Origin of the sequence: Cryobacterium melibiosiphilum (assembly GCF_003602235.1) — a bacterium.
Classification (GTDB): domain Bacteria; phylum Actinomycetota; class Actinomycetes; order Actinomycetales; family Microbacteriaceae; genus Cryobacterium; species Cryobacterium melibiosiphilum.
The window spans coordinates 31,508-50,574 of sequence record NZ_QZVS01000085.1 but is presented as its reverse complement, the minus strand read 5'-3'; the positions used below and the strand labels follow the sequence as shown (position 1 = coordinate 50,574).

Sequence of the window (19,067 nt, the reverse complement as noted above, 5' to 3'; positions counted from 1 at the left end):
GCCATGTGTCTCTGAGCCAGTCGTCAGGACGGTTCAAGTGGCCCGCTCTGCCGTCGTCGTCGGGATGGGAGGCGATCACCACATAGGCGGGATCGGAGCGGATGAGCCACCCGGTGCGTTCCCATTCCTCACGGCTGGGATACAGCCCCCAGACCATGACGAGATCGCCGGGAGTTGCGACTGGGAGGGGTTGAGGGCGATTTAGCACGGCGGCTCGGATGGCTGGCACACGTGAGTTGCCGCCTCAGCATCGACCGCGGCCCGGTGCTGTGCGGCCCTCAGTTCGCCGTGAGCGCCGCAGGAATAGCAGGACCAGCCGACTGCAGGGGTCGCGTACACGAGGGCGCTCATTCGGCGGGTCCGGCGCAGTTGAATCGATGAAAGGCTTCGTCTGTTGCCCGATTTGGGCAGACAAGGGATTTCGATTTAGCGATGTAGGCAGATATGAATCCGCCACATAGATCGCATGTCAGCTCCCAGTAAATTGCGCGTCCGACTTTCCCCGTGGATTCGTTTACCCATGGCTTCGTGGACAAGATGCTGCCCATTAGGCGGCCCCGTTGATTGCGCGGGCGAGTGCCATCATTGCTGCCGACGTAGACCCAATGAAGTCGTCTGCCTGTAGCGAGCCACCAAGTGTCGCATCGCCCTCCACAGCCTCGGCTAGCAGGTCTTTGAGGATCGCCAGTTGCGCGTCGATGGTGCGGTGCAGGGTGACGATGCCTTCTGCTATGTCCGTATCATCAATCCCCACGATGACGCCGAATGAGAACCCGTTGCCGTCCGCGTCAGTGTCATCATCCGTTCGAAAGCACACGTCTTCGGGATCAGAGCACTGCACAACAAGACCGGAGTCACGCCTGATTGCCGTCAGTTTCTCAATCGCCGCCTGGATCTCCTCAACGGCACTCATGCGGCGCACCCTGCGTTCAGAAGCGGCTCCCAGACCTTGCGCATGTGCTCGGCTTTCTTGGTCAGCCACTCGCGCACGGCAGGCTCGTCGGTCTCGGTCACCGTGATTATGTGACTGAACGGTTTGGCCTTCCGCTGAAGCATGTAGAAGAGTTCGAGATGGTCGGCGGGCATCTCAAACGCCGGGTCTTCAGTACGCTCAAAGGCGTAGTGGTCCGGGTCTGAACGTTTCCAGTCCCAGCGGAACAGCAGGTTGTAGTCTTCGTCGCTGTCGCCCCACGATTCCGCGAAGTCTGCCCATGTTTCCCAGTCGCGGTGCACCTCTTCCCAGTCGGTGCCCTTGGTGTAGTAGCAGCCCTGTGAGCAGTAATAGGGGTGATCGAACTCCCAAAGGTGCTTGGCGTCAACGGCACTCATGCGGCACCCAGCATCGCGGCGACGTCGGACCCGGGCTTGGCGAATAGTGCGGTCCACGGCGCGACCTTGGCGTATTCCTCAGGAGTCGCAGGATTCAAGAGATAGCTGATAGCCAAGGCGTCAGTAGAGGACTTGCGACCCTTGCGCTGATCTGCGCGCCGCTCATCGAGCGTCTTCGGCTTCGGGCCTGCGATGACCGCTATGACCGGTCGGGCCGGGTGTGCCTGGCGGTACCGGCAGCGTGCGCACTCGGTCGAAGAGGTCAGCGCGACGGTCCCGGGGTGATCCTTGAGCAGCTGCTTGCCGCCTCGTGCACGACGGCCACACCCAGCACAATGCGTGGGGCGCGGGTGACGGATTACGGCGGTCATGAGCGCACCATCCCGACCATGAAGAGGACGGCGAGGCCGACAGTGACGGCGAACAGGAAAGAGACGGTCAGCAGGTTGAACAGGGAACGGTGACGGCGAGCGGCGACCCGATCCGAGGGCAACTCGGGCGCCGGCTGAATCGCGATGATCGGCTGGTGGGGCTGAACCGGTCGGCGAGTGATCGGCGGGTAAGTGGCCCGGTGATGCTGCGCGTACTCGGCGGAACCGTAAGCCTCGAGACGGTCGAGGCCGTGCAGTTCGCCGCGGTCCTGGTCAAGCTGCCACGGGGCGGGCGGGGTTGCGTCGTACATGGTGCTCATGCGCTGGCCTATGCAATCGTGCCGGCCGGTAGTCTGATTGGGCATTGGATCTCGTTTCTGTGTTGTGCCCCATCCGTTCGTGCGGGTGGGCTTTTTCGTTAGAGGATTCGGCCTTGTGTCGTGTGGGTGATCCAGGTGATCGTCACCGTGCGAGCCACTGAGCCCTTGAACTCGGTGGTCTGCATCGTCACGTCGGCACCAATCGCCGCGATTGCCTTCACGGCGTCGGTCATCGCCTTGTCATCGCTGGTGGGAAAGCTCGTCGGCATCAGATCGCCGTCAGGCTGAACACGATCTCGGCGGCTCCGTGATCGCGCACCAGCGGCTGGGCGAATGCGGCGGCATCGGCGAAGTTGTCGAACGCGGCGACCGTGCTGCCAGCGACTCGGACGCGGTAGGGCAGGATGCTCGCATGCCCAAAGTCATCGCTAGGCATCAGCGCACCGTCGCAACGAGTTCGGCTTCAGTCGCGGCGTCTTCTGCTCGCGCCTTGACCTCCCGGACAATCGATTCCGCAGTTCGCTGCCGCTCGCGTTCTGCTTTGCGAAGCAGCTTCGACTCACGAACCCGCTTCGTCGTCGTCACCTGGTAGCTGTTGCCCTTGCCGTCGCGGCGCAGTTTGATGTGCTCGCTGGTTGCTGCGGGGATGCCCAGCGCGGCGACCAGTGCCACGTTGGCCGCGTGCTGTGCCTGATTCGCCGCCGTGTTGCGGGTCTTGCGGGGGCTGATCTTCTTGTCTGACATGCGATGTCCTTTCGTGACATTCTTTGGTGGGTTTGTCCCGCCGAATCGGGGATGAGGGTGAGGTCCGGAGTACCCTCGTGGCGGCTCTCCATCCGGTGTCGAGGTCCTGCCCCGTCCTGCTGCCGTGATCCCTGACCCCACCGATCCCGCGGTTAAGTGCGACGCCGGGATTGCTGTGTATCTGTCCACCCGGACACTCCTATAACGGACGCGCCGCTGACTGGGTTATGCGGGCCAGTCCCCGGGTGGGGCTAGGTGGTCGTGGCGAGCACGATCAGCGTGATGACCGCTGCCTGCACGATGACTCCGCCGACCGCAACACCGGGAGTGGTGACATCCTTCGGCTTGCCCACGTTCGCGACGGCCACGAGGCCCACGTATGCAAGCCACGCGACCGCGATCCAGGCGAAGACGTTCATGCCAGTTCGATCTGGTCGTTGAGGTAGCCCGCGAGCAGCTGACTCGTCAAGGTCGCCGCGACGTTTTCGGGGATGCCGCCCGTGATCAGGTCGGCGTGGAATGCGATGAGCTTGTCCGTAAGTGACGCTTCGGGCGGGTCAATCGTGTCGGCCGCTTCACGCAGCTTCTCGGCGGCGATTCGGATGTTCTCGTTGTAGACGTGCTCTTCGATCATGTGTTTCTCCTTCTGTTGGTGAGTGGACGGGGCAGGATTCGAACCTGCACTTCGGTGCCTTATCAGCTCGCCTCTACCGTTGGGCTACCCGTCCATGTGCCCGTCGTGAGACAGGCCGCGCACCCCGGACCGAACCGGGAGTGTGCGCGTTGCCGTACTCGCTGCCCTTGAGAGGGTCGGTGAGCGAGTGCGGTGGCGTTCAGCGTTCAACCGGTCCTACAGCGACTTAGCTTTCAATCCGGCTCACTATGTGGCGCAGGCCCTGGCTTGGGCGTGCTCGTGTTCTCAAACCCGTCGGTCGCACGCTTAGCGAAATCCGCGCGTGCGATGCTCTAGCTGGTGGCGTTCGGGCACGCCAGTGGTTAGGCCATCCGGGGACGGCCAAGAAATGGGGGTGTTACGGGCTGGCTAGATGGGCCAGATGCCCGCTTGTCTCGCATCGACGTCATCGCGGATTGAGCGACCGTGATTCTCTGGCACTCGCAGCGAGGCCAGCTCAGCCTCAAGCTCGGCGATGCGCTTCTCGGTCTTCTCGGCGGCGGTCAAGAATCGGACCGGCTCAGATTGGATGACTTCGAACTCGTCGAAGGCGAAGTGGTTACGGAAAGCAACAGCCTTCGCGGACGAGCGCGACAGGTAGCCGGACTGGCGACCGATCACAAAACCCGGCGCAAGCACATCTTCAACGCCGTCGTGCTCGATGAGGAGGGGCCGCGCTGTGACGGCACGGAACAGAAAGACGGGCTTAGACACGGGCAAGCTCCTTAGAAACGGTCTGAGGAACGAGCCCCAATTTGGTGAGGTACTGGACAAGCTCAACCTCAGGGTCGCCAGGGCGAACGCGGGTCTGCTCGTACCGGTAACCAGTCTTCTGATTGACTCCGCTATCGAGGTAGAAGAATCGTTTGCCCTGATATCCGGGGTGTCCGTGCTGGGAGCCGTCACGCCAAGTGCCGTTCTCACGACGCGTACCCTTACCGAGCTGGTTGATCAACAGGCTGCGGGTGTAGAGAAGGTCGAAGAATGCTTTCTCGTTCACGTCGGGAAAGTAGTGCTTGTGGAACTCGCGCGGCACAAGTCCGTCATTGCGCTCGATCGCTTCCTTGAACGTTTCCGCGACCTCGGCGCGAGCGGTAGCTGCGATCGCCCGCTGCTCCGACTCCATCGCCAGCTCAAGAATCTGCATCCGAGTGAGTTCAGCCGGCGCCACAACCGTCTGCCGCGCCATGTCAAAGAATGCCCGAACGAGAGCCTTCTTGAATCCGCGAACCAACTCGGTGTTTCTCTGGAACGTCATCAGCAAGGTCGCCTGCTGCTCGTTCAGGAGAGCGATGCGCGTGACGCCACCGCCGTGCTGGCCCGCTGATCTTGCTCGCGTTTCAAACGCGACCAAGCCGAAGTCCTCGAAGTCGGCCCGGTTGGCGTCGATAAGATCGAGCACGTTCTTGTGCTGGACGCCGGACCCATCCGCGATTGTCTCGGATGAGATGACGAGCGTGTCGCCGCTGGTGAAGATGTCGAGGGCGGTCATGAGCGCACCGGCTTATCGACCGGCAGCGACTTAACCCAGTCGACAAGCTCGGCATGCGAGATGATCGGGGTCGAGTTCGGGTAGCGGCGAGTGATGTCGCCGGCTGCAAGGATTCGCTTGAACGACGGCGCGCTCATTCCAACGGCCGAAGCTGCGTCGAGGATGCTGTAGGCCACCGGGGCCGGGGAACTGTTGGACGGGCCAAAGGGAATGTGGCTCACGATGCGACCGCTTCGGTTCGTGCCACGAAGTCGGCGAGTGAGATCCCGAGGAACCGCGTAGTGGAGTCCAGCTCGTCCATTGTGAACGGCTGGATCCCATCTAGGCGTCTGCGTAGGGTGTAGGTGGACATGGTGACAGCCAGCGAAAGGGCCGCGCGTGTCTTCTTCTGGATGGCGAGCTCCGACCGAACCTCGGCCGCTATCCTCGCTCTTCTGAGGCTTGGGTCGTGCTGTATTTGCTCCATGTGGAACACACTACACACTTTTGGAGCAGAGCGCACAACTTGTGCAGTATTCGCTCTATCTGTGCGACAATCCGGTTATGGCTGGTGGATCTAAGAGCGCGCCTGGGCCGCTCACACAAGAGATAGCGACGATCATTCGAGAGAGGATGGCGCGCATGAAGATTAACGACCTCGCGCTTTCGCGGGCGATCGGCGAAGGGCGGATATCACGACCTCAGGTGCAGAAGATCAAAGCCGGCACAAAGCAGATTGACATGGAAGACCTAGAGCGCATCTGCTGGGCCCTCGGGCTCGACTTCCTCGCAACCCTAGCCCAGGCCGACGCGGCGACTGCGAGCCGTCACGTCGAGCCTGAGTGGGACGTGAAGCCGCTCTAATCCCAGCTAGGGAAGCCGCGCAGCCATGTGGTGATGTCATCTTTGAGCATCACCGCTTGACCTTCAACTCTGTGGGCCTTCAATTGCTTTGCGCGCACAGCGACTTCGATCATCCGGACAGTGACGCCGGCGGCATCTGCGGCTTGAGTGATGGTATAACCAATCTTCGACACGGAATTTCCCCTTTGAATGAAACCAGTCGAGCGGATTACTCGAACATACGTTCACCCTACGTCGAGGGTCGGACATAGCTAAGCGTCCAGAGAAAGAAAAGCTGACATAGAGGTCATGCCTGCGCTGAGCTGCTGCATATCCACGTCGGTGTAGTGCTGTGTCATGGCGGGCGAGCTGTGCCCGAGGATCGCCATGCGGGCAGCCTGATTCACCCCGGCGCGGTTGAGCAGCGAGGCGGTCACGTGGCGGGCGTCGTGCAGGCGCACGTCGGCAACTCCCACGCGCTTGAGCAGAGCATCCCATGCCTTTGAGTCGGGGCCAGGATCAAGCGGTGCGCCGTCGAGAGGCAGCTCGCGGCTGTGGCGGTCGCGCTTGGGTTCGGCGGTCCAGACTAGCCCGTGGGGGTTCGGCTCGCCAGAGGATGCCACGAGGCGTTGCATGATGATGGTTCGCAGCGGCTCCACAAGCGGCAGCATTCGTTTGCCGGCGTCACTTTTGGGCCGCGCAAGCCAGAGCCCACCTGTCACGTGGCGGTGCTCCCAGTCTGCGGGCGCTTTTAGGGTGCGAGCAGGGCAGTCAGTGCCTCGTTTCCTGCCGCAGTCGCCGTCGCACCCGTGCAGCCACGAGAGCCGCTGAAGCTGCCAGGAGAGGTCGAGCGCGTTGGGCAGCACACGGTCGATCTCAAGGCCGATAACTTCGCCCTGTCGCGCTCCTGTGAACAGTGCGGCCCACCAACGGGCGCCGAGCCGGTCGTACTGTGTGGCCCGCAGAACGGCGATCGCATCCTCGACACTCATCACGCTCAGCGACGAAGCCGTGACACGAGGTTTTTTCGCGAGGTCGGTAGCAACTTCAGTGACCTTTCCGGCGCGCGCGGCATCCTTCAGCACGGACGAGAGAACATTGTGCGCGTAGAGCGCCGTCGATGAGACGCGGCCCTTCGCGATGATGTCGCGGTGCAGTTTCCGTACGTCGTTGTGCGTCAACTGGTCGAGCCGTTTCTTGCCGATGCTCGGGATGATGTGGGCCTTGATGCTCGACCGATACCCGGCCGCAGTCTTTGGGCGTACATCCATCCATTCTTCCTGCCATTCCGCGAGCCATTCGGCGACGGTCATGGTCGAAGTGCTGATCGTGCCGTGTTTCAGTTTTTCGCGCTTGAGTTTGGTGAGCTGCTCTTTCGCGAGCCCCTCGGTCTTGCGCTTGCGGGTGACGCGGTTGCGGGGTGCGCCGTCGGGGGAGGGGAGCTCGATCGCCGCTACCCAGTACTTGAGCGGCAGCTTCGGGTCCTTGGGGACTCGATATGTTGTCCCCTCCCCTTTTGCGTGACGGTTTGGTCCTTGCGGCGGTGCCATCGTTCCCCGTTCGTGCCGGTCATCCGGCGTGCGGTCTTCTTCTTGAATGAGCAGTCCATTCAGCAGTGGTCAGTTTCCCGAGAGAGATGTTGCGGCGGCATGTAGCCGCGCGCCCCGTTGCCTCAAGTCTTCTGGTGACCGAACCGCGACGGACTGTGCGAGTAGCGGTAAAGTTCATGGTGTTCCTTCCCTGTAGTGGAATTCGGGGTGGGGCTGAGGCTGTCAGGGTTGCATCCCTGGCGGCCTCGTTTTTTTGGTACGTCTGAAACCTAGCACTTTGGTAGCCATTGGGTAGCCATTGTTAGATATTGCATGCAATATCAGTGGGTATCTGTGTGGGGCTTGGCCGCGTAATTCCGGGCAACTAGGGGGTTCGTAAATACGGAACTCACCACTCGTAATGAGAAGGTCGTCAGTTCGATTCTGACAGGCGGCTCCACGCAATCATCGGAATCACCGGGATCGGGGCCTCTGGCCCCGGTCCTTTTTTCATGCCTGCACCCTGCTGGGCACCCCATCGGCCGGGCGCCCAACATTCCGGCCTGAGGTCAGGGCCGCAGGGTCGCCGAACGACCGAGCACCGCGTCCACGAGCTGTTCGGGCAGCCCGGCGGGGGTTGGCAGGCGGCTGAGGGCACGCATCACGACCGCTCCCACCAGTGCGTCGCCGACCTGCTCGACGGGCGTGTCGCCCTCCAGCTCGGCGCGGCTAACCGCCTCGTGCAGTCGGGCGTTCAGCGTCGATCCGGTGCCGAGGCTGTCGTAGAGCCGCAGCCCAACGTCCGCGTTCTCGGCGGCCGCGGCGATGAGCGAGCGCATCAGCATCTCACCCGACGGATGTTCGAGCACTCCGAAGATGTTGCGCAGCCAGGTGGCGAGGTCCTCGCGCAGTTCGCCCGTGTTCGGCAGCGCGAATTGTTCGGGAAAAAGCAGGCCGTCGAGCAGGCAGTCCGCGACCACGGCGCCCTTCGAGGGCCACCACCGATAGATGGTCTGCTTGCCGACGCCGGCCTCGCCGGCGATCCCCTCCATCGTGAGGTGGTCGTAGCCGCGGGCCGCAAAGAGTCGGGCCGTGGCCTGGAGGATGGCGACCCGGGCTGCTTCGCTGCGCACGGGACCCTGACGATGTGCAGACATAATGTCATCCTAGGTCACGGACTAGACGAGACGTAGCGTATTCTCTAGGAGACGGATCGAAGGGATCACCCAGATGGCTGAGCTGCTGTACAAACTAGGCATGTTCGCGGCGCGGCGCGCGTGGACGGTCATCGCGGCCTGGATCGCCGTGCTGGCGTTGACGGTCGGCGGGTTCCTGGTCGGCTTCGGCGGACTCAGCTCGAGTTTCGACATCCCCGGCACCGCCTCCGGCGCCGTCACCGAACAGCTCGCCGACAAGCTCCCCGACACCAGCGGCGCCTCCGGAACCGTCGTCTTCACGACGACCGACGGCTCAGAGTTCTCCGCGACCCAGCGCGCCGGCATCAGCGCGCTCGCCGCGGGCGGCAGCACCCTTCCGGACATCGCCACCATCACCGACCCGTTCACGAGCGAGCAGCAGCGTGCCGACCAGACCGCCCAGCTCGCTGACGGCGAGGCCCAGATCGCGGCCGGCCGCGCCCAGATCGACGCGGGACAGGCCCAGCTCGACGCTGGCCGCACCGCGCTCGAGGCATCCCAGGCGCAGCTCGACCAGGGCCGCGCCCAGGCCGTTGAGGCCGGTTTCCCCACCGACCAGCTCGACGCCCAGCAGGCTCAGCTCGACGCCGGCCTCGCCGAAATCGACGCGCAGCAGACCGTCCTGACCGATTCCCTCACCGACCTCGAGGCCCAGGCGACCACCGCATCATTCGGCGCCGAACTGCTCGACCTGGCGTCCGGCATCGGCCAGGTGTCAGCGGATGGCTCCACCGCGCTCGTGAGCCTGGCCTTCTCCGAGCCGCGCCTCGAGCTCGCGCAGGAGAGCAAGAACGCGGTGCTCGAATACTTCCAGTCCGAACCGATCGACGGAGTGAGTGTCTCATTCTCCACCGACATCGCGCAGGGCGTGCCTGAACTCCTCGGGATCGGCGAGCTGATCGGCGTGATCATCGCGGCGATCGTGCTGCTGGTCATGCTCGGCTCCGTGATCGCGGCCGCCCTGCCGATCGTCACGGCGCTGTTCGGCGTCGGAGTCGGCGCCATGGCCGTGCTCTCCTTCTCGGGGCTGGTGCAGATGGCATCCGTCACCCCGATTCTCGGCGTCATGCTCGGGCTCGCCGTCGGCATCGACTACTCGCTCTTCATCATCAACCGCCATCGCAAGCAGCTCCTGCAGGGCGCCGACCCGAAGGAATCGATCGGGCTCGCCAACGGAACCGCCGGCAACGCCGTGGTCTTCGCCGGTGCGACCGTGGTCGTGGCGCTGCTGGCCCTCAACGTGACCGGTGTGCCGTTCCTGGCGCTGATGGGAACCGCCGGCGCCGTGAGCGTTTTCGTCGCCGTGCTCATTGCGGTCACCCTCACGCCCGCGATCCTCGGCCTGCTCGGGCGTCGCCTACTCGGCCGCAAGGCTCGCACCCGCATCGGCCTGCCCGCCCTGACGACCAAGCCCGTGAAGGCGATGTCCACGACGCGGTCCGTGGTCACGATCGTGCTCGCCGTCGCAGCACTGCTCACGATCGCCATCCCGTCGCTCTCGCTGCGCCTCGGACTGCCCGACGGTGCCTCCGAACCCGCCGGATCGCTCTCGCAGGAAGCCTTCACGGTGACAGAGCAGCAGTTCGGTGCCGGTGCCAACGGCCCGCTGCTCGTGACCGCCGCCCTGCCGGGCGACCTGTCCGCGAACGAGGAGCTCGAGCTGCAGGCCCTCGTGGCGCGCACTCTGGGCGCCCAGGCGGATGTCGCGGCCGTCGCCCCGATCGCGGTCTCCGAGGACCAGCAGCTCGCCGCCTTCGTGGTGCAGCCGGAGGAGGGTCCGAACAGCGTCTCGACCGAAACCCTCGTGCGTGAGCTACGGGACCTGCCGCCGATCAGCACCGGCGGCATCGGCTCGGACAGCGATATCGAGCTCGGCGTTGCCGGTCAGGCGGCCAGCAACATCGACATCTCGGAGTCCCTCGCCGACGTGCTGCCGCTCTACCTCGTGGTCGTCGTGACCCTCTCGCTGCTGATCATGATCCTGGTGTTCCGCTCGCTGCTGGTGCCGCTGATCGCGACCGGCGGGTTCATCCTGTCGCTGTTCGCGACCTACGGCGCCACCGTCGCGGTGTTCCAGTGGGGCTGGGGCGCCGAGCTGCTCGGCATTCAGGCGGGGCCGATCCTGAGCTTCCTGCCGATCATCCTCGTCGGCATCCTGTTCGGGCTCGCGATGGACTACCAATTGTTCCTGGCCTCGGGGATGAGGGAAGCGTTCGTGCACGGAGCGCCGGCACGGCTCGCGGTGGCGCAGGGCTTCCGGTCCGGGCGCTCGGTCGTGATCGCTGCCTGCCTGATCATGGTGGCCGTGTTCGGGGGGTTCATCTTCTCTGAATCGACGATCATCCGCTCGCTTGGTTTCGGCCTGGCCGTTGGCGTGCTGCTCGATGCTTTCGTGGTGCGGATGCTGCTGATGCCGGCCCTCATGCACCTGCTCGGTGAGGCCGCGTGGTGGCTGCCGCGCTGGCTCGACCGGCTCCTGCCGAACGTCGACGTCGAGGGCGCTGCCCTCGAACGCACCCACCACCTGGTGTGAGGCGTGTGGTCTGAGCAGGGCGAGGTCAACCCCAACTGGGGGTGGACGACACGCGGGAGTCGGCTTGCCCGCAACGGGACTTAAAGGACACAATCAAATATGAAACAAATCGATGAAAAAGGTGCCATCGCTCAGGTCGTCAACACCCTCGCCGAGAAGTTTCCCCGACGCCCGCGCGCCGAGATCGAACAGGTCGTGCACGACGAACACGTGCGCTTCGAGGGTCGTCCGATTCGCGCCTATGTGTCCGTGCTCGTTCAGCGCGCCGCCCGCCTGCGCCTGAACGCCTCCGGCGTGCAGCACCACTAAGCCGGCAGCGCCTCTGAGCCGCAGCACCACTCAGCCGGCAGCGCCCCGTCGAGGAAGTCGGTATCGGGTGCGGCGGAGCCCAAACCGGGGTTAGCTGGGGACATGACGACATCCCATGGTTCCGCGCCGAGCAGCGCCCAGCGGCTGGTGCTGGGTGTCGCGGTGCTGGCCTCGTTCATCGCGTTTCTCGACGGCACGGTCATCAACGTGGCTTTGCCGGCCATCACGCGTGACCTTGGCGGCGGTATCGCTACCCAACAGTGGGTTGTCGACGCCTATCTGATCACCCTCGGCGCAATCATCCTGCTCGCGGGGTCGCTGTCCGACGCGTTCGGCCGCAAGCGGGTGCTGTTCTGGGGCCTCGTCGGGTTTCTCGTGACGAGCGTGCTGTGCGCGGCGGCGCCCACGGCATCCGTCTTGATCGTGGCTCGGGGGCTTCAGGGAGTCGCCGGCGCCCTGCTCGTGCCGAGCTCGCTCGCGCTGATCCTGTCGACGTTCAGCGGTGCCGCACAGGCGAAGGCGATCGGCTCCTGGACCGCGTTCACCAGCACCGCGTTCCTCGCCGGGCCACTGATCGGCGGGTTGCTCGTCGACCTCGCCTCCTGGCGGCTGGTGTTCGCCATCAACGTGCTGCCGATTGCGGTCACGCTTCTGCTGCTCGCCCGGTTGCCAAAGGACCGGGCACCGGATGCCGGCGCTCGCGTCGACGTGGTCGGCGCGGTTCTCGGGGTGCTCGGCCTCGGGCTGCCCGTCTTCGCGCTCATCGAGCAGGCGAACTTCGGCTGGGCCAGTCCGGTGATCCTCGCGCCGGCGATCGTCGGGGTCGCCGCGTTTGTCGGGTTTCTGTTCTGGGAACGCCGGGCGCCGCAGCCGATGATGCCGCTCGGGTTGTTCTCGGTGCGCAACTTCTGGGTCGGCAACGTCGCGACGACCTTCATCTACAGCGCGCTCTCCCTGGGCAGTTTCGTATTGGCCGTGTTTCTGCAGCAGGTCGGAGGCTACTCCGCGACGCTCGCCGGGCTGGCGCTGCTGCCGGTGACGATCTTCAGCATTCTGCTTGCGGGCCTCTTCGGCACCCTCGCCGGGCGCATCGGCCCGCGCCTGTTCATGACGATCGGCCCGATCATCGCCGGCACCGGCTTCATCGTGATGCTGCGGATCGGACCGGACGCGCTCTACTGGTCCGAGGTATTTCCGGGGGTCGTGATCTTCGGCCTCGGTCTCACGATCACGGTTGCCCCACTGACCAGCGCGATTCTCGGCGCCATCGACCCGGGCCGGGCGGGCATCGCCTCCGCGGTCAACAACGCGGTGTCGCGGGTTGCCGGCCTCATTGCGATCGCGTCGGCGAGCGTCATCGTGGGCGCCGAGCTCGACCTCGACGGCCTGCACCGGGCCGTGATCGTCACCGGGGTGCTGCTCATGCTCGGCGGCGTGGTGTCGGGCTTCGGCATCGTGAACCCGCCCCGAGCGCCTGTCGTCAAGGCCGCGAGAGAGACCGGTGTGAGTGGGTAGGCTCACGTCATGACTGAGCCGAACAGCAGCACACAGATTCGCTGGGGAATCCTGGCCACGGGCGGCATCGCCCACGCCTTCACCGACGACCTCGTGAAAAACGGGCACACCGTGCAGGCCGTCGGGTCGCGCACCCCCGGTGCCGCGGCCGCCTTCGCCGACGAGTTCGGCATTCCCACCGCGCACGCCAGTTACGAGGCGCTGGTGGCGGACCCGCAGGTCGACGTCGTCTACGTGGCGACGCCGCATCCGTTTCATGAGGCCAATGCCCGCCTCGCGCTGAACGCCGGCAAACACGTGCTGATCGAGAAGCCCTTCGCGCTGAACGCGCAGCAGGCCCGGGCGATCGTCGATCTCGCAACGGGCAGGAACCTGCTCGTCATGGAGGCGATGTGGACCCGGTTTCTGCCGCACATGGTGCGCATCCGCGAGATCCTCGCCGCCGGAACCATCGGTGAGGTGCACACGCTCATCGCCGACCACTGCCAAAGCCTGCCCGCCGACCCTGGGCACCGGCTCAACGCCCTCGAGCTGGGCGGAGGCGCGCTGCTCGATCTGGGAATCTACCCGCTCTCGTTCGCGTCGTCGTTGTTCGGGGTTCCTGAGTCTATTCTGGCGACGGCGACGTTTAAGCCGACCGGCGCGGATGCCCACGTCGCCACGCTCTTTCGCTACCCGGGCGGGGCGATCGCGTCGACGGTCTCGGTGAGCGACAGCGTCGGGCCGAACACGGCCGTGATCATCGGCAGCCTCGGGCGCATCGAGATCGACGCGGTCTGGTATTCGCCCACCACGTTTCGGGTCTACTCGGCGACGGGCGACCTGCTCGAAACGTTCGTCACGGGGGAGCTGACCGGGCGGGGCATGTACTGTGAGGCGCAGGAAATCGAGCGCCTGATCCGAGCCGGTTCGGTCTCGAGCGTGGTTATGCCGCCCGAGGAATCGGTGACGATTATGCAGGGCCTCGACGCCGTGCGGGCGCAGATCGGGCTGCGGTATCCGGGGGAGTAGGTCTCTCAGGCAGCGGATGCCGCGGGCAGGTAAAATACTTGGGTGCCCGAATTGGAACCCCCGCGCGACCCCAGTTTTCCGCCCCCAGCGGCCTCGACACCGTCCGCCGCGCCGCCCGGCAAGCCTCTGCAGCCCAGGACATCGCCATCGCAGAAGTCCCGTGCAGCACACTTTCGACGCCACCGTCGCGGCTGGGTGATCGCCGCCGCGGCCACCGTGTTCGCGCTGCTGGCGACCGGCGCAGTGGTCGGGGGCGCAGCCGTCGGGGGCGCGGCGACCGCGGGCGCGGCTGATTCCGGGGAGCCGGGGGCGGCATCCGCCGGTGACACCTCGACGCCCACGCCCACAGTCACCCCAGCGCCCGCACGTCCGGTGCCCGCCGCGGCGACGACCGCGAGCCGCCTGCGCACCTGCTCCGTCGCAAACCTCGCCACCGACTCGCGGCTCGCGAACTTTCAAGGCCAGGTGCGCAACGCCGCGACCGGCGAGGTGCTCTTCGACCGCGGCGGGTCCACGCCCGGGGCGACCGCGAGCGTAATGAAGGTGCTGACCAGTGCCGCCGCACTCAGTGTGCTCGGGCCCGACTACCGCGCCACGACGACCGTGATGGTCGGGGCCGAACCCGGCCAGGTCGTGCTCGTCGGCGGCGGAGACCTCACCCTCACCCGGCTGCCGAGCGGTCAGGAACCCTTCTACACCGGGGCCGCGCACCTCGACACCCTCGCGAGCGCGACCGTCGCCGCGTGGAACGCCGACCCGGCGCGCGCCGGAACGCCGATCACCTCCCTCGTGCTCGACTCGACCCTGTTCGACGGCCCGGGCTGGGATGCCGGCTGGGCCCGCAGCGAACTCGCCCTCGGCTACATGCCCGAGATCACCGCCCTGCAGGTCGACGGCGACCGCGAGAACCCGGCCCGCAGCACCTCCCCGCGCAGCGAAGACCCGATCGCGCGCGCCGGGCAGGCGTTCTCCGACGCACTCACCAGCGCGGGCGCCAGCGCCGGCCTCAGCGTGACCCGCGCGGCCGCGCCGGTCGGGGCGGCGCCGCTCGCGAGCGCCGAATCGCAGCCGGTGTCCACACTGGTCCAACAGTCGCTCATCGTCTCCGACAACACGATTGCCGAGATGCTTGCCCGACTCGTCGCCGTGCAGTCCGGCGCCGGCACCACGTTCGCGGCGCTACAGCAGGGCATCGTCGGCGGCCTCGCACCCTACGGGATCGACACCACCGGCCTCGTCATCGCCGACGGATCGGGCCTCAGCCCCGCGAACGCCGTGCCGCCGGCCTACCTGACCGAGCTGTTCCAGCAGATCGACGCCCGCGCGGGAGACCTCGGGGTGATCTTTGACGGGCTGCCGGTGGCCGGCGGCCCGAGCGGATCGCTCTCCTACAGCGACCGGTTCGCCGGCGACAATGGCGTCGCCGACGGGGCGGTCTTCGCCAAGACCGGCTGGATCACCACCGGCTACACCCTCGCCGGCATCGTGCACGCCGCCGACGGCACCGCGTTGACGTTCGCGGTGTACGCGCTCGGCGACGTGAGCGACACTGCGAAGCAGGCGATCGACACGATTACCGCCGGCTTCTACCGTTGCGGCGATAACCTGTCCAACAACTAGCGGTATCGCAGAACCAGCGATGTTCACGACTGCACGTTGTTCACGACCGCGACCGTTCACGACTGAAGGAGTGCCATGACTCGGGCCCTGTTCATCATTGACGTTCAGAACGACTTCACCGAGGGCGGCGTGCTCGGCGTCGACGGCGGTGCGGCGGTTGCCGCGGGCATCACGGCGCTGCTGCGCGCGCATCCGCAGGAGTATCGTTTCGTGTTCGCGAGCCGCGACTGGCACGACATCGGCAACGACAACGGCGGCCACTTCGCCCGCGATACCGCGCCCGATTTTGCGACGACCTGGCCCGTGCACTGTGTCGCCGGCACCGGCGGCGCCGAGTACCACCCGGCCCTGGCGACGGATGCCGTGACCTTCCACATTCGCAAGGGCCAGGGCAAACCCGCGTACTCGATCTTCGAGGGCATCACGGAAGCGGGGCAGACGGTCACCACGCTGCTCAGCGAAAACGGGGTCGCCGAGATCGACATCGTCGGCCTCGCCACCGATTATTGCGTGCGTGCATCGACGCTGGATGCCCTCGAACACGGCCAGCACGTGCGCGTCTTCACCGACCTGGTCGCCGGGGTCGCGGCAGAATCGACCGCGACGGCGCTCGCCGAGATGGCCCATGCCGGGGCCGTCTTCGCCAGCTCCGACGTGCTCGGCCCGTCGACAGCGGATACCGCGGCGGGCGGCCCCGCGGGCGCCGCGACCGACACGTCCGCGAGCGCGCACGACAACTCGACGGGCAGCTCGGCGGCGGGCGGATCGGGGGCGAGCTCGACCGGAACATCATCCCAAATGTCCGCCGACACAGCCGCCGACACAGCCGCCGACACAGCCGCCGACACGGAATGACGGCGGTCGCAGCGGGCATCCCGAACGCCGGCGCCCCGCCGGCGAGTCGTGCTGCGCGTGCGGGGGCGGGTGCCGCTGCGGGTGAGGGTGGTACTGCCGCGGGTGCGGGTGCGGGTGCGGATATTGCCGCAGGCACCGTCGCAGCGCGCGACGCCGCTGCGGCCACCCCCGCCGCGGCCACCCCCGCTGCGGCCACGACTGGGGGCTCCGGGAGCGTTGTGCGGCGGCTGGACGGTGTGCGCATCGCCTACGACTTTGTCGCCGGGGAGCGCCCGATCCTTCTGGTTCACGGTTTCGCGACGACGGCATCCGTCACCTGGCACACGCCCGGCTGGGTGCGTGCGCTGACCGCGGCCGGGCGCGGCGTGATCACCCCCGACCTGCGCGGCCACGGCCGCAGTGACAAACCGCATCGCGGCGAGGACTACGCGCCCCGGCAGCTTGCGGCCGACCTCGTCGCGGTGCTCGACGACCTCGAACTGCAGCAGGCCGACGTGATCGCGTATTCGATGGGATCCCGCGTCGCGGCGGCCCTGGCCCGGCTCGCGCCCGATCGGGTCGGCGCACTCGTGCTCGGTGGTGCCGGCCCGCTGGAACTCTTCGAAACCTGGGATCTCGATGCCGTCAACCGGTTCGCAACCCACGGAGAGCTGAGGCCCGGTGCCGAGGACCCCACGATCGCCGCCGTGCTCGGCGCCGCCATCGCGGCGGGCGCCGACCGGCAGGCTCTCATCGCGTGCGTGCAGGGAGTCGCGGGCGCGACGCTCGACGTGCCCGAGGGCATCCGCCAGCTGTTCGTGGCCGGGGGAGCGGATGCGATCCCGGTCGGAGCCGCCGAGCTCGCCGCCGCGCGCGGCGCCGATTACCTCGAATTGCCCGGCCGCACGCACATCAACGCGCTCACCGCGCGCGAGTTCAAGCATGCCGCGCTGACCTTTCTCGCCTGAAGCCCCTCACCTTCTCGGTGGAAAGCTCTCTCGCTGGCAAAATTGCCCGGGCGGGTGCCTCCGAATGAGGCAGATGCGGCGAAGCAGGGGTAGGGAAGGGAGGAACTCACTATGCTGAGCGACGCGAGTCTTGCCGCCCGGTCACAAACGGTGCGAACAGCCGCGCCACGAATCCCAACCCGGAGGACACCGCCCGCCGTGACCCGTGCCGACGAGACCGACGACGATGCCCGCCTGTTCGCAGGGTTCCGTGACGGCGACGAGCGGGCCCTCGCCGAGGCATACCGTCGCTGGTCGGCCCTCGTCTTCACTCTCGCGCTGCGCTCCCTCGGCGACGTCACCGACGCCGAAGACGTCACCCAGAAGGTCTTCATCGCGGCATGGCGGGGGCGGGCCGGCTTCGACCCCGGCCGGTCGCGGCTGCCGGCCTGGCTGGTCGGTATCACGCGGCACGCGATCGCGGATGCCCACGCCGGCCGGGCCCGTCAGCGCCGCGTCGAGAACGCGGTCGCCATACACGTGAACCTCACCAGCCCCGACGATTGCGACCAGGTGGCGGACCGCGTCATGATGGGCGAGGCCCTGGAGCGGCTTGAGCCGATTCCGCAGCAGGTCATGCGCCTCGCCTTCTACGACGACCTCACCCAGGTGCAGATCGCCGACAGCCTCGGGTTGCCGCTCGGCACCGTCAAGAGCCATATTCGCCGCAGCCTGCACCATCTGCGCACCCGATTGGAGGGGACCGATGGCGCACATTGATCCCGACGACCTCGCGCTGATCGCGCTGTCCGGCACCGGGGCGACGGATGCTCCGGCTGGCGCGAATGTCTCGTCCCACCTCGCGGAGTGCCCGGACTGTGCCCGTGAGCTCGCCGAACTGCGCCGAACGGTAGACCTCGGTCGCACCATTCCGCTTGACCTCCTCACACCGAGCCCCACGGTCTGGGCGGGGATCCACGCCGAACTCGGGCTGTCCGCCTCCGTGGCAGCGGTGCCCGGACCGGCCACCGCCGGACCGGAGGCCGCCGGAGCAGTTGCCCCCGGACCGGACGCCCTCGGACCGGTCGCCCCCAGACCGGGTGCGCCCGTACCGGTTGTGCCCGGATTGGGTGAACCCGTGGGGGTTCTACCCATACTTGGTGACCCCGGACACAGTGCCCTCGGGCCTGTCGTCGCGCCCATCGACGCGCCCGTGACCGCTCTCACTGATGGTCGGCCCGCGCGGCAGCACCGGCTTCGCTGGGTTCCGGTGGCCGCAGCGGCAGCGGTCGGCCTCGCCGTCGGCCTTTCCGCCTCCCTGTGGTGGCCGGCTCCCCGCGAGCAACTGCTCGCACAGGGGACGCTCGACCCGCTGCCGGGCTGGACGGCGAGTGGGGAGGCATCCGTCGCCCGATCAGCCGACGGGCCGCGGGAGGTGACCGTCACGCTCAGCGTCGGCGCGCCGTCGGCGACTCCGGGCGACGAACCGCTGCGGGAGGTCTGGCTGCTCACCCCCGACGCCTCGGGTCTTGTCAGCCTCGGCCTGCTGACCGGTGACACCGGCCGGTTCGTGGTTCCCGATGCCGTCGATCTCGCCGAGTTTTCGGTTGTCGACGTCTCCGCAGAGGCGAGCGATGGGGACCCGGCGCACTCCGGGGACTCGATCGTGCGCGGCGAGCTTGTCCCGCGTGCGGTTGCCAGCTGACCCGGACGTGCCTCGGGATCGCCGGGGCGGCGAAATCCGTGCGCCTGCGGCGACAGGCGGGCGATGTCGGTGGTGCCGGTTAGGCTGTTAGCGTCAACGAGACGGGCGGTGTGCCCG

The 19,067-nt window shown here is 66.6% G+C and carries 25 protein-coding genes, 2 tRNA genes and 1 pseudogene; 11 read left to right on the top strand and 17 right to left on the bottom strand.

The genetic code is table 11. The features are described 5' to 3' along the window. Positions 1–547: 547 nt before the first annotated feature. The 14 genes from D6T64_RS11795 to D6T64_RS11755 all read right to left on the bottom strand — a co-directional run bounded on the left by D6T64_RS11795 (position 548) and on the right by D6T64_RS11755 (position 5,395). Complete coding sequence (locus D6T64_RS11795; protein WP_147364537.1) at positions 548–913, bottom strand: hypothetical protein; 366 nt, start codon at positions 911–913, stop codon at positions 548–550. Continuing rightward, the gene (locus D6T64_RS11790) at positions 910–1,329 is read right to left on the bottom strand and encodes a hypothetical protein (RefSeq protein ID WP_119974874.1); all 420 of its coding nucleotides are present in this window, start codon (positions 1,327–1,329) and stop codon (positions 910–912) included. Before D6T64_RS11790 ends, D6T64_RS11795 begins: the two co-directional genes overlap by 4 nt. Further along, entirely contained in the window at positions 1,326–1,700 is a 375-nt protein-coding gene (locus D6T64_RS22250; RefSeq protein WP_147364536.1) for a hypothetical protein, read from the bottom strand. Before D6T64_RS22250 ends, D6T64_RS11790 begins: the two co-directional genes overlap by 4 nt. Next, on the bottom strand, positions 1,697–2,020 hold the full coding sequence (locus D6T64_RS11785) for a hypothetical protein (RefSeq protein WP_119974873.1): 324 nt from the start codon (positions 2,018–2,020) through the stop codon (positions 1,697–1,699). Before D6T64_RS11785 ends, D6T64_RS22250 begins: the two co-directional genes overlap by 4 nt. A 98-nt stretch (positions 2,021–2,118) precedes the next feature. Continuing rightward, the gene (locus tag D6T64_RS22625) at positions 2,119–2,289 is read right to left on the bottom strand and encodes a hypothetical protein (protein ID WP_158594869.1); all 171 of its coding nucleotides are present in this window, start codon (positions 2,287–2,289) and stop codon (positions 2,119–2,121) included. Continuing rightward, on the bottom strand, positions 2,289–2,456 hold the full coding sequence (locus tag D6T64_RS22620) for a hypothetical protein (protein ID WP_158594868.1): 168 nt from the start codon (positions 2,454–2,456) through the stop codon (positions 2,289–2,291). The genes D6T64_RS22625 and D6T64_RS22620 overlap by 1 nt, the downstream gene beginning before the upstream one ends. Beyond that, on the bottom strand, positions 2,456–2,764 hold the full coding sequence (locus D6T64_RS11780) for a hypothetical protein (RefSeq protein ID WP_119974872.1): 309 nt from the start codon (positions 2,762–2,764) through the stop codon (positions 2,456–2,458). The genes D6T64_RS22620 and D6T64_RS11780 overlap by 1 nt, the downstream gene beginning before the upstream one ends. 251 nt (positions 2,765–3,015) lie before the next feature. Continuing rightward, the gene (locus D6T64_RS22615) at positions 3,016–3,183 is read right to left on the bottom strand and encodes a hypothetical protein (protein WP_158594867.1); all 168 of its coding nucleotides are present in this window, start codon (positions 3,181–3,183) and stop codon (positions 3,016–3,018) included. After that, entirely contained in the window at positions 3,180–3,398 is a 219-nt protein-coding gene (locus D6T64_RS11775; protein ID WP_119974871.1) for a hypothetical protein, read from the bottom strand. Before D6T64_RS11775 ends, D6T64_RS22615 begins: the two co-directional genes overlap by 4 nt. Positions 3,399–3,421: 23 nt before the next feature. Then, positions 3,422–3,492 (bottom strand) — tRNA-OTHER (locus D6T64_RS22610). Positions 3,493–3,806: 314 nt separating this feature from the next. Further along, positions 3,807–4,151 carry a hypothetical protein gene (locus D6T64_RS11770; protein WP_119974870.1) on the bottom strand — a complete coding sequence of 115 codons (345 nt, stop codon included), beginning with the start codon at positions 4,149–4,151 and terminating at the stop codon, positions 3,807–3,809. Further along, the gene (locus D6T64_RS11765) at positions 4,144–4,929 is read right to left on the bottom strand and encodes a Rha family transcriptional regulator (RefSeq protein ID WP_119974869.1); all 786 of its coding nucleotides are present in this window, start codon (positions 4,927–4,929) and stop codon (positions 4,144–4,146) included. Before D6T64_RS11765 ends, D6T64_RS11770 begins: the two co-directional genes overlap by 8 nt. Beyond that, positions 4,926–5,150, bottom strand: coding sequence for a hypothetical protein (locus D6T64_RS11760; protein ID WP_119974868.1), 225 nt, complete (start codon positions 5,148–5,150; stop codon positions 4,926–4,928). The genes D6T64_RS11765 and D6T64_RS11760 overlap by 4 nt, the downstream gene beginning before the upstream one ends. Continuing rightward, complete coding sequence (locus D6T64_RS11755) at positions 5,147–5,395, bottom strand: hypothetical protein (protein WP_147364535.1); 249 nt, start codon at positions 5,393–5,395, stop codon at positions 5,147–5,149. The genes D6T64_RS11760 and D6T64_RS11755 overlap by 4 nt, the downstream gene beginning before the upstream one ends. 77 nt (positions 5,396–5,472) lie before the next feature. On the opposite strand from D6T64_RS11755, the gene D6T64_RS22605 reads away from it, so the two are divergent. Continuing rightward, positions 5,473–5,772: a helix-turn-helix domain-containing protein gene (locus D6T64_RS22605; protein WP_325049798.1), complete on the top strand. Its 300-nt coding sequence runs from the start codon at positions 5,473–5,475 to the stop codon at positions 5,770–5,772. Here the strand turns inward: D6T64_RS22605 and D6T64_RS22245 are convergent. Together D6T64_RS22245 and D6T64_RS11745 are read right to left on the bottom strand one after the other, a co-directional pair. Further along, complete coding sequence (locus D6T64_RS22245) at positions 5,769–5,945, bottom strand: helix-turn-helix domain-containing protein (protein ID WP_147364534.1); 177 nt, start codon at positions 5,943–5,945, stop codon at positions 5,769–5,771. The genes D6T64_RS22605 and D6T64_RS22245 overlap by 4 nt on opposite strands. A gap of 78 nt (positions 5,946–6,023) precedes the next feature. After that, positions 6,024–7,301 (bottom strand): tyrosine-type recombinase/integrase, encoded by a 1,278-nt coding sequence (locus D6T64_RS11745; RefSeq protein WP_119974865.1) that lies wholly within the window; start codon positions 7,299–7,301, stop codon positions 6,024–6,026. A 345-nt stretch (positions 7,302–7,646) separates the two neighbouring features. Between D6T64_RS11745 and D6T64_RS22600 the strand changes: the two genes are divergently transcribed. Next, a tRNA-Thr gene (locus D6T64_RS22600) sits at positions 7,647–7,740 on the top strand. Between the two features lie 109 nt (positions 7,741–7,849). Here the strand turns inward: D6T64_RS22600 and D6T64_RS11740 are convergent. Beyond that, the gene (locus D6T64_RS11740) at positions 7,850–8,437 is read right to left on the bottom strand and encodes a TetR/AcrR family transcriptional regulator (RefSeq protein WP_199719150.1); all 588 of its coding nucleotides are present in this window, start codon (positions 8,435–8,437) and stop codon (positions 7,850–7,852) included. A 73-nt stretch (positions 8,438–8,510) separates the two neighbouring features. Between D6T64_RS11740 and D6T64_RS11735 the strand changes: the two genes are divergently transcribed. The 9 genes and pseudogenes from D6T64_RS11735 to D6T64_RS11695 all read left to right on the top strand — a co-directional run bounded on the left by D6T64_RS11735 (position 8,511) and on the right by D6T64_RS11695 (position 18,950). Beyond that, on the top strand, positions 8,511–11,009 hold the full coding sequence (locus D6T64_RS11735; protein ID WP_119974863.1) for an MMPL family transporter: 2,499 nt from the start codon (positions 8,511–8,513) through the stop codon (positions 11,007–11,009). 99 nt (positions 11,010–11,108) lie between these two features. Further along, positions 11,109–11,318 (top strand): three-helix bundle dimerization domain-containing protein, encoded by a 210-nt coding sequence (locus D6T64_RS11730; protein ID WP_119974862.1) that lies wholly within the window; start codon positions 11,109–11,111, stop codon positions 11,316–11,318. Positions 11,319–11,420: 102 nt separating this feature from the next. Then, positions 11,421–12,833, top strand: coding sequence for a DHA2 family efflux MFS transporter permease subunit (locus tag D6T64_RS11725; RefSeq protein ID WP_119974861.1), 1,413 nt, complete (start codon positions 11,421–11,423; stop codon positions 12,831–12,833). 9 nt (positions 12,834–12,842) lie between these two features. Further along, positions 12,843–13,844 carry a Gfo/Idh/MocA family protein gene (locus tag D6T64_RS11720; RefSeq protein ID WP_119974860.1) on the top strand — a complete coding sequence of 334 codons (1,002 nt, stop codon included), beginning with the start codon at positions 12,843–12,845 and terminating at the stop codon, positions 13,842–13,844. A gap of 195 nt (positions 13,845–14,039) precedes the next feature. Continuing rightward, the gene (locus D6T64_RS11715) at positions 14,040–15,464 is read left to right on the top strand and encodes a D-alanyl-D-alanine carboxypeptidase/D-alanyl-D-alanine-endopeptidase (RefSeq protein WP_233551104.1); all 1,425 of its coding nucleotides are present in this window, start codon (positions 14,040–14,042) and stop codon (positions 15,462–15,464) included. Positions 15,465–15,539: 75 nt separating this feature from the next. Beyond that, a pseudogene (locus D6T64_RS11710) lies at positions 15,540–16,109 on the top strand (isochorismatase family protein); the annotation flags it as partial. Between the two features lie 206 nt (positions 16,110–16,315). Continuing rightward, complete coding sequence (locus D6T64_RS11705) at positions 16,316–17,266, top strand: alpha/beta fold hydrolase (RefSeq protein WP_199719149.1); 951 nt, start codon at positions 16,316–16,318, stop codon at positions 17,264–17,266. A 198-nt stretch (positions 17,267–17,464) separates the two neighbouring features. Beyond that, positions 17,465–18,025, top strand: coding sequence for a sigma-70 family RNA polymerase sigma factor (locus D6T64_RS11700; RefSeq protein WP_233551102.1), 561 nt, complete (start codon positions 17,465–17,467; stop codon positions 18,023–18,025). Then, complete coding sequence (locus D6T64_RS11695; RefSeq protein ID WP_119974857.1) at positions 18,012–18,950, top strand: anti-sigma factor domain-containing protein; 939 nt, start codon at positions 18,012–18,014, stop codon at positions 18,948–18,950. The genes D6T64_RS11700 and D6T64_RS11695 overlap by 14 nt, the downstream gene beginning before the upstream one ends. The last annotated feature ends 117 nt before the right edge of the window (positions 18,951–19,067 follow it).

Bases quoted from the DNA above. Each gene is read 5' to 3' on its own strand.
- D6T64_RS11795 (WP_147364537.1), bottom strand. From the start codon at position 913: ATGAGTGCCGTTGAGGAGATCCAGGCGGCGATTGAGAAACTGACGGCA.
- D6T64_RS11790 (WP_119974874.1), bottom strand. From the start codon at position 1,329: ATGAGTGCCGTTGACGCCAAGCACCTTTGGGAGTTCGATCACCCCTAT.
- D6T64_RS22250 (WP_147364536.1), bottom strand. From the start codon at position 1,700: ATGACCGCCGTAATCCGTCACCCGCGCCCCACGCATTGTGCTGGGTGT.
- D6T64_RS11785 (WP_119974873.1), bottom strand. From the start codon at position 2,020: ATGAGCACCATGTACGACGCAACCCCGCCCGCCCCGTGGCAGCTTGAC.
- D6T64_RS22625 (WP_158594869.1), bottom strand. From the start codon at position 2,289: ATGCCGACGAGCTTTCCCACCAGCGATGACAAGGCGATGACCGACGCC.
- D6T64_RS22620 (WP_158594868.1), bottom strand. From the start codon at position 2,456: ATGCCTAGCGATGACTTTGGGCATGCGAGCATCCTGCCCTACCGCGTC.
- D6T64_RS11780 (WP_119974872.1), bottom strand. From the start codon at position 2,764: ATGTCAGACAAGAAGATCAGCCCCCGCAAGACCCGCAACACGGCGGCG.
- D6T64_RS22615 (WP_158594867.1), bottom strand. From the start codon at position 3,183: ATGAACGTCTTCGCCTGGATCGCGGTCGCGTGGCTTGCATACGTGGGC.
- D6T64_RS11775 (WP_119974871.1), bottom strand. From the start codon at position 3,398: ATGATCGAAGAGCACGTCTACAACGAGAACATCCGAATCGCCGCCGAG.
- D6T64_RS11765 (WP_119974869.1), bottom strand. From the start codon at position 4,929: ATGACCGCCCTCGACATCTTCACCAGCGGCGACACGCTCGTCATCTCA.
- D6T64_RS11755 (WP_147364535.1), bottom strand. From the start codon at position 5,395: ATGGAGCAAATACAGCACGACCCAAGCCTCAGAAGAGCGAGGATAGCG.
- D6T64_RS22605 (WP_325049798.1), top strand. From the start codon at position 5,473: ATGGCTGGTGGATCTAAGAGCGCGCCTGGGCCGCTCACACAAGAGATA.
- D6T64_RS11745 (WP_119974865.1), bottom strand. From the start codon at position 7,301: ATGGCACCGCCGCAAGGACCAAACCGTCACGCAAAAGGGGAGGGGACA.
- D6T64_RS11740 (WP_199719150.1), bottom strand. From the start codon at position 8,437: ATGTCTGCACATCGTCAGGGTCCCGTGCGCAGCGAAGCAGCCCGGGTC.
- D6T64_RS11735 (WP_119974863.1), top strand. From the start codon at position 8,511: ATGGCTGAGCTGCTGTACAAACTAGGCATGTTCGCGGCGCGGCGCGCG.
- D6T64_RS11730 (WP_119974862.1), top strand. From the start codon at position 11,109: ATGAAACAAATCGATGAAAAAGGTGCCATCGCTCAGGTCGTCAACACC.
- D6T64_RS11725 (WP_119974861.1), top strand. From the start codon at position 11,421: ATGACGACATCCCATGGTTCCGCGCCGAGCAGCGCCCAGCGGCTGGTG.
- D6T64_RS11720 (WP_119974860.1), top strand. From the start codon at position 12,843: ATGACTGAGCCGAACAGCAGCACACAGATTCGCTGGGGAATCCTGGCC.
- D6T64_RS11705 (WP_199719149.1), top strand. From the start codon at position 16,316: ATGACGGCGGTCGCAGCGGGCATCCCGAACGCCGGCGCCCCGCCGGCG.
- D6T64_RS11695 (WP_119974857.1), top strand. From the start codon at position 18,012: ATGGCGCACATTGATCCCGACGACCTCGCGCTGATCGCGCTGTCCGGC.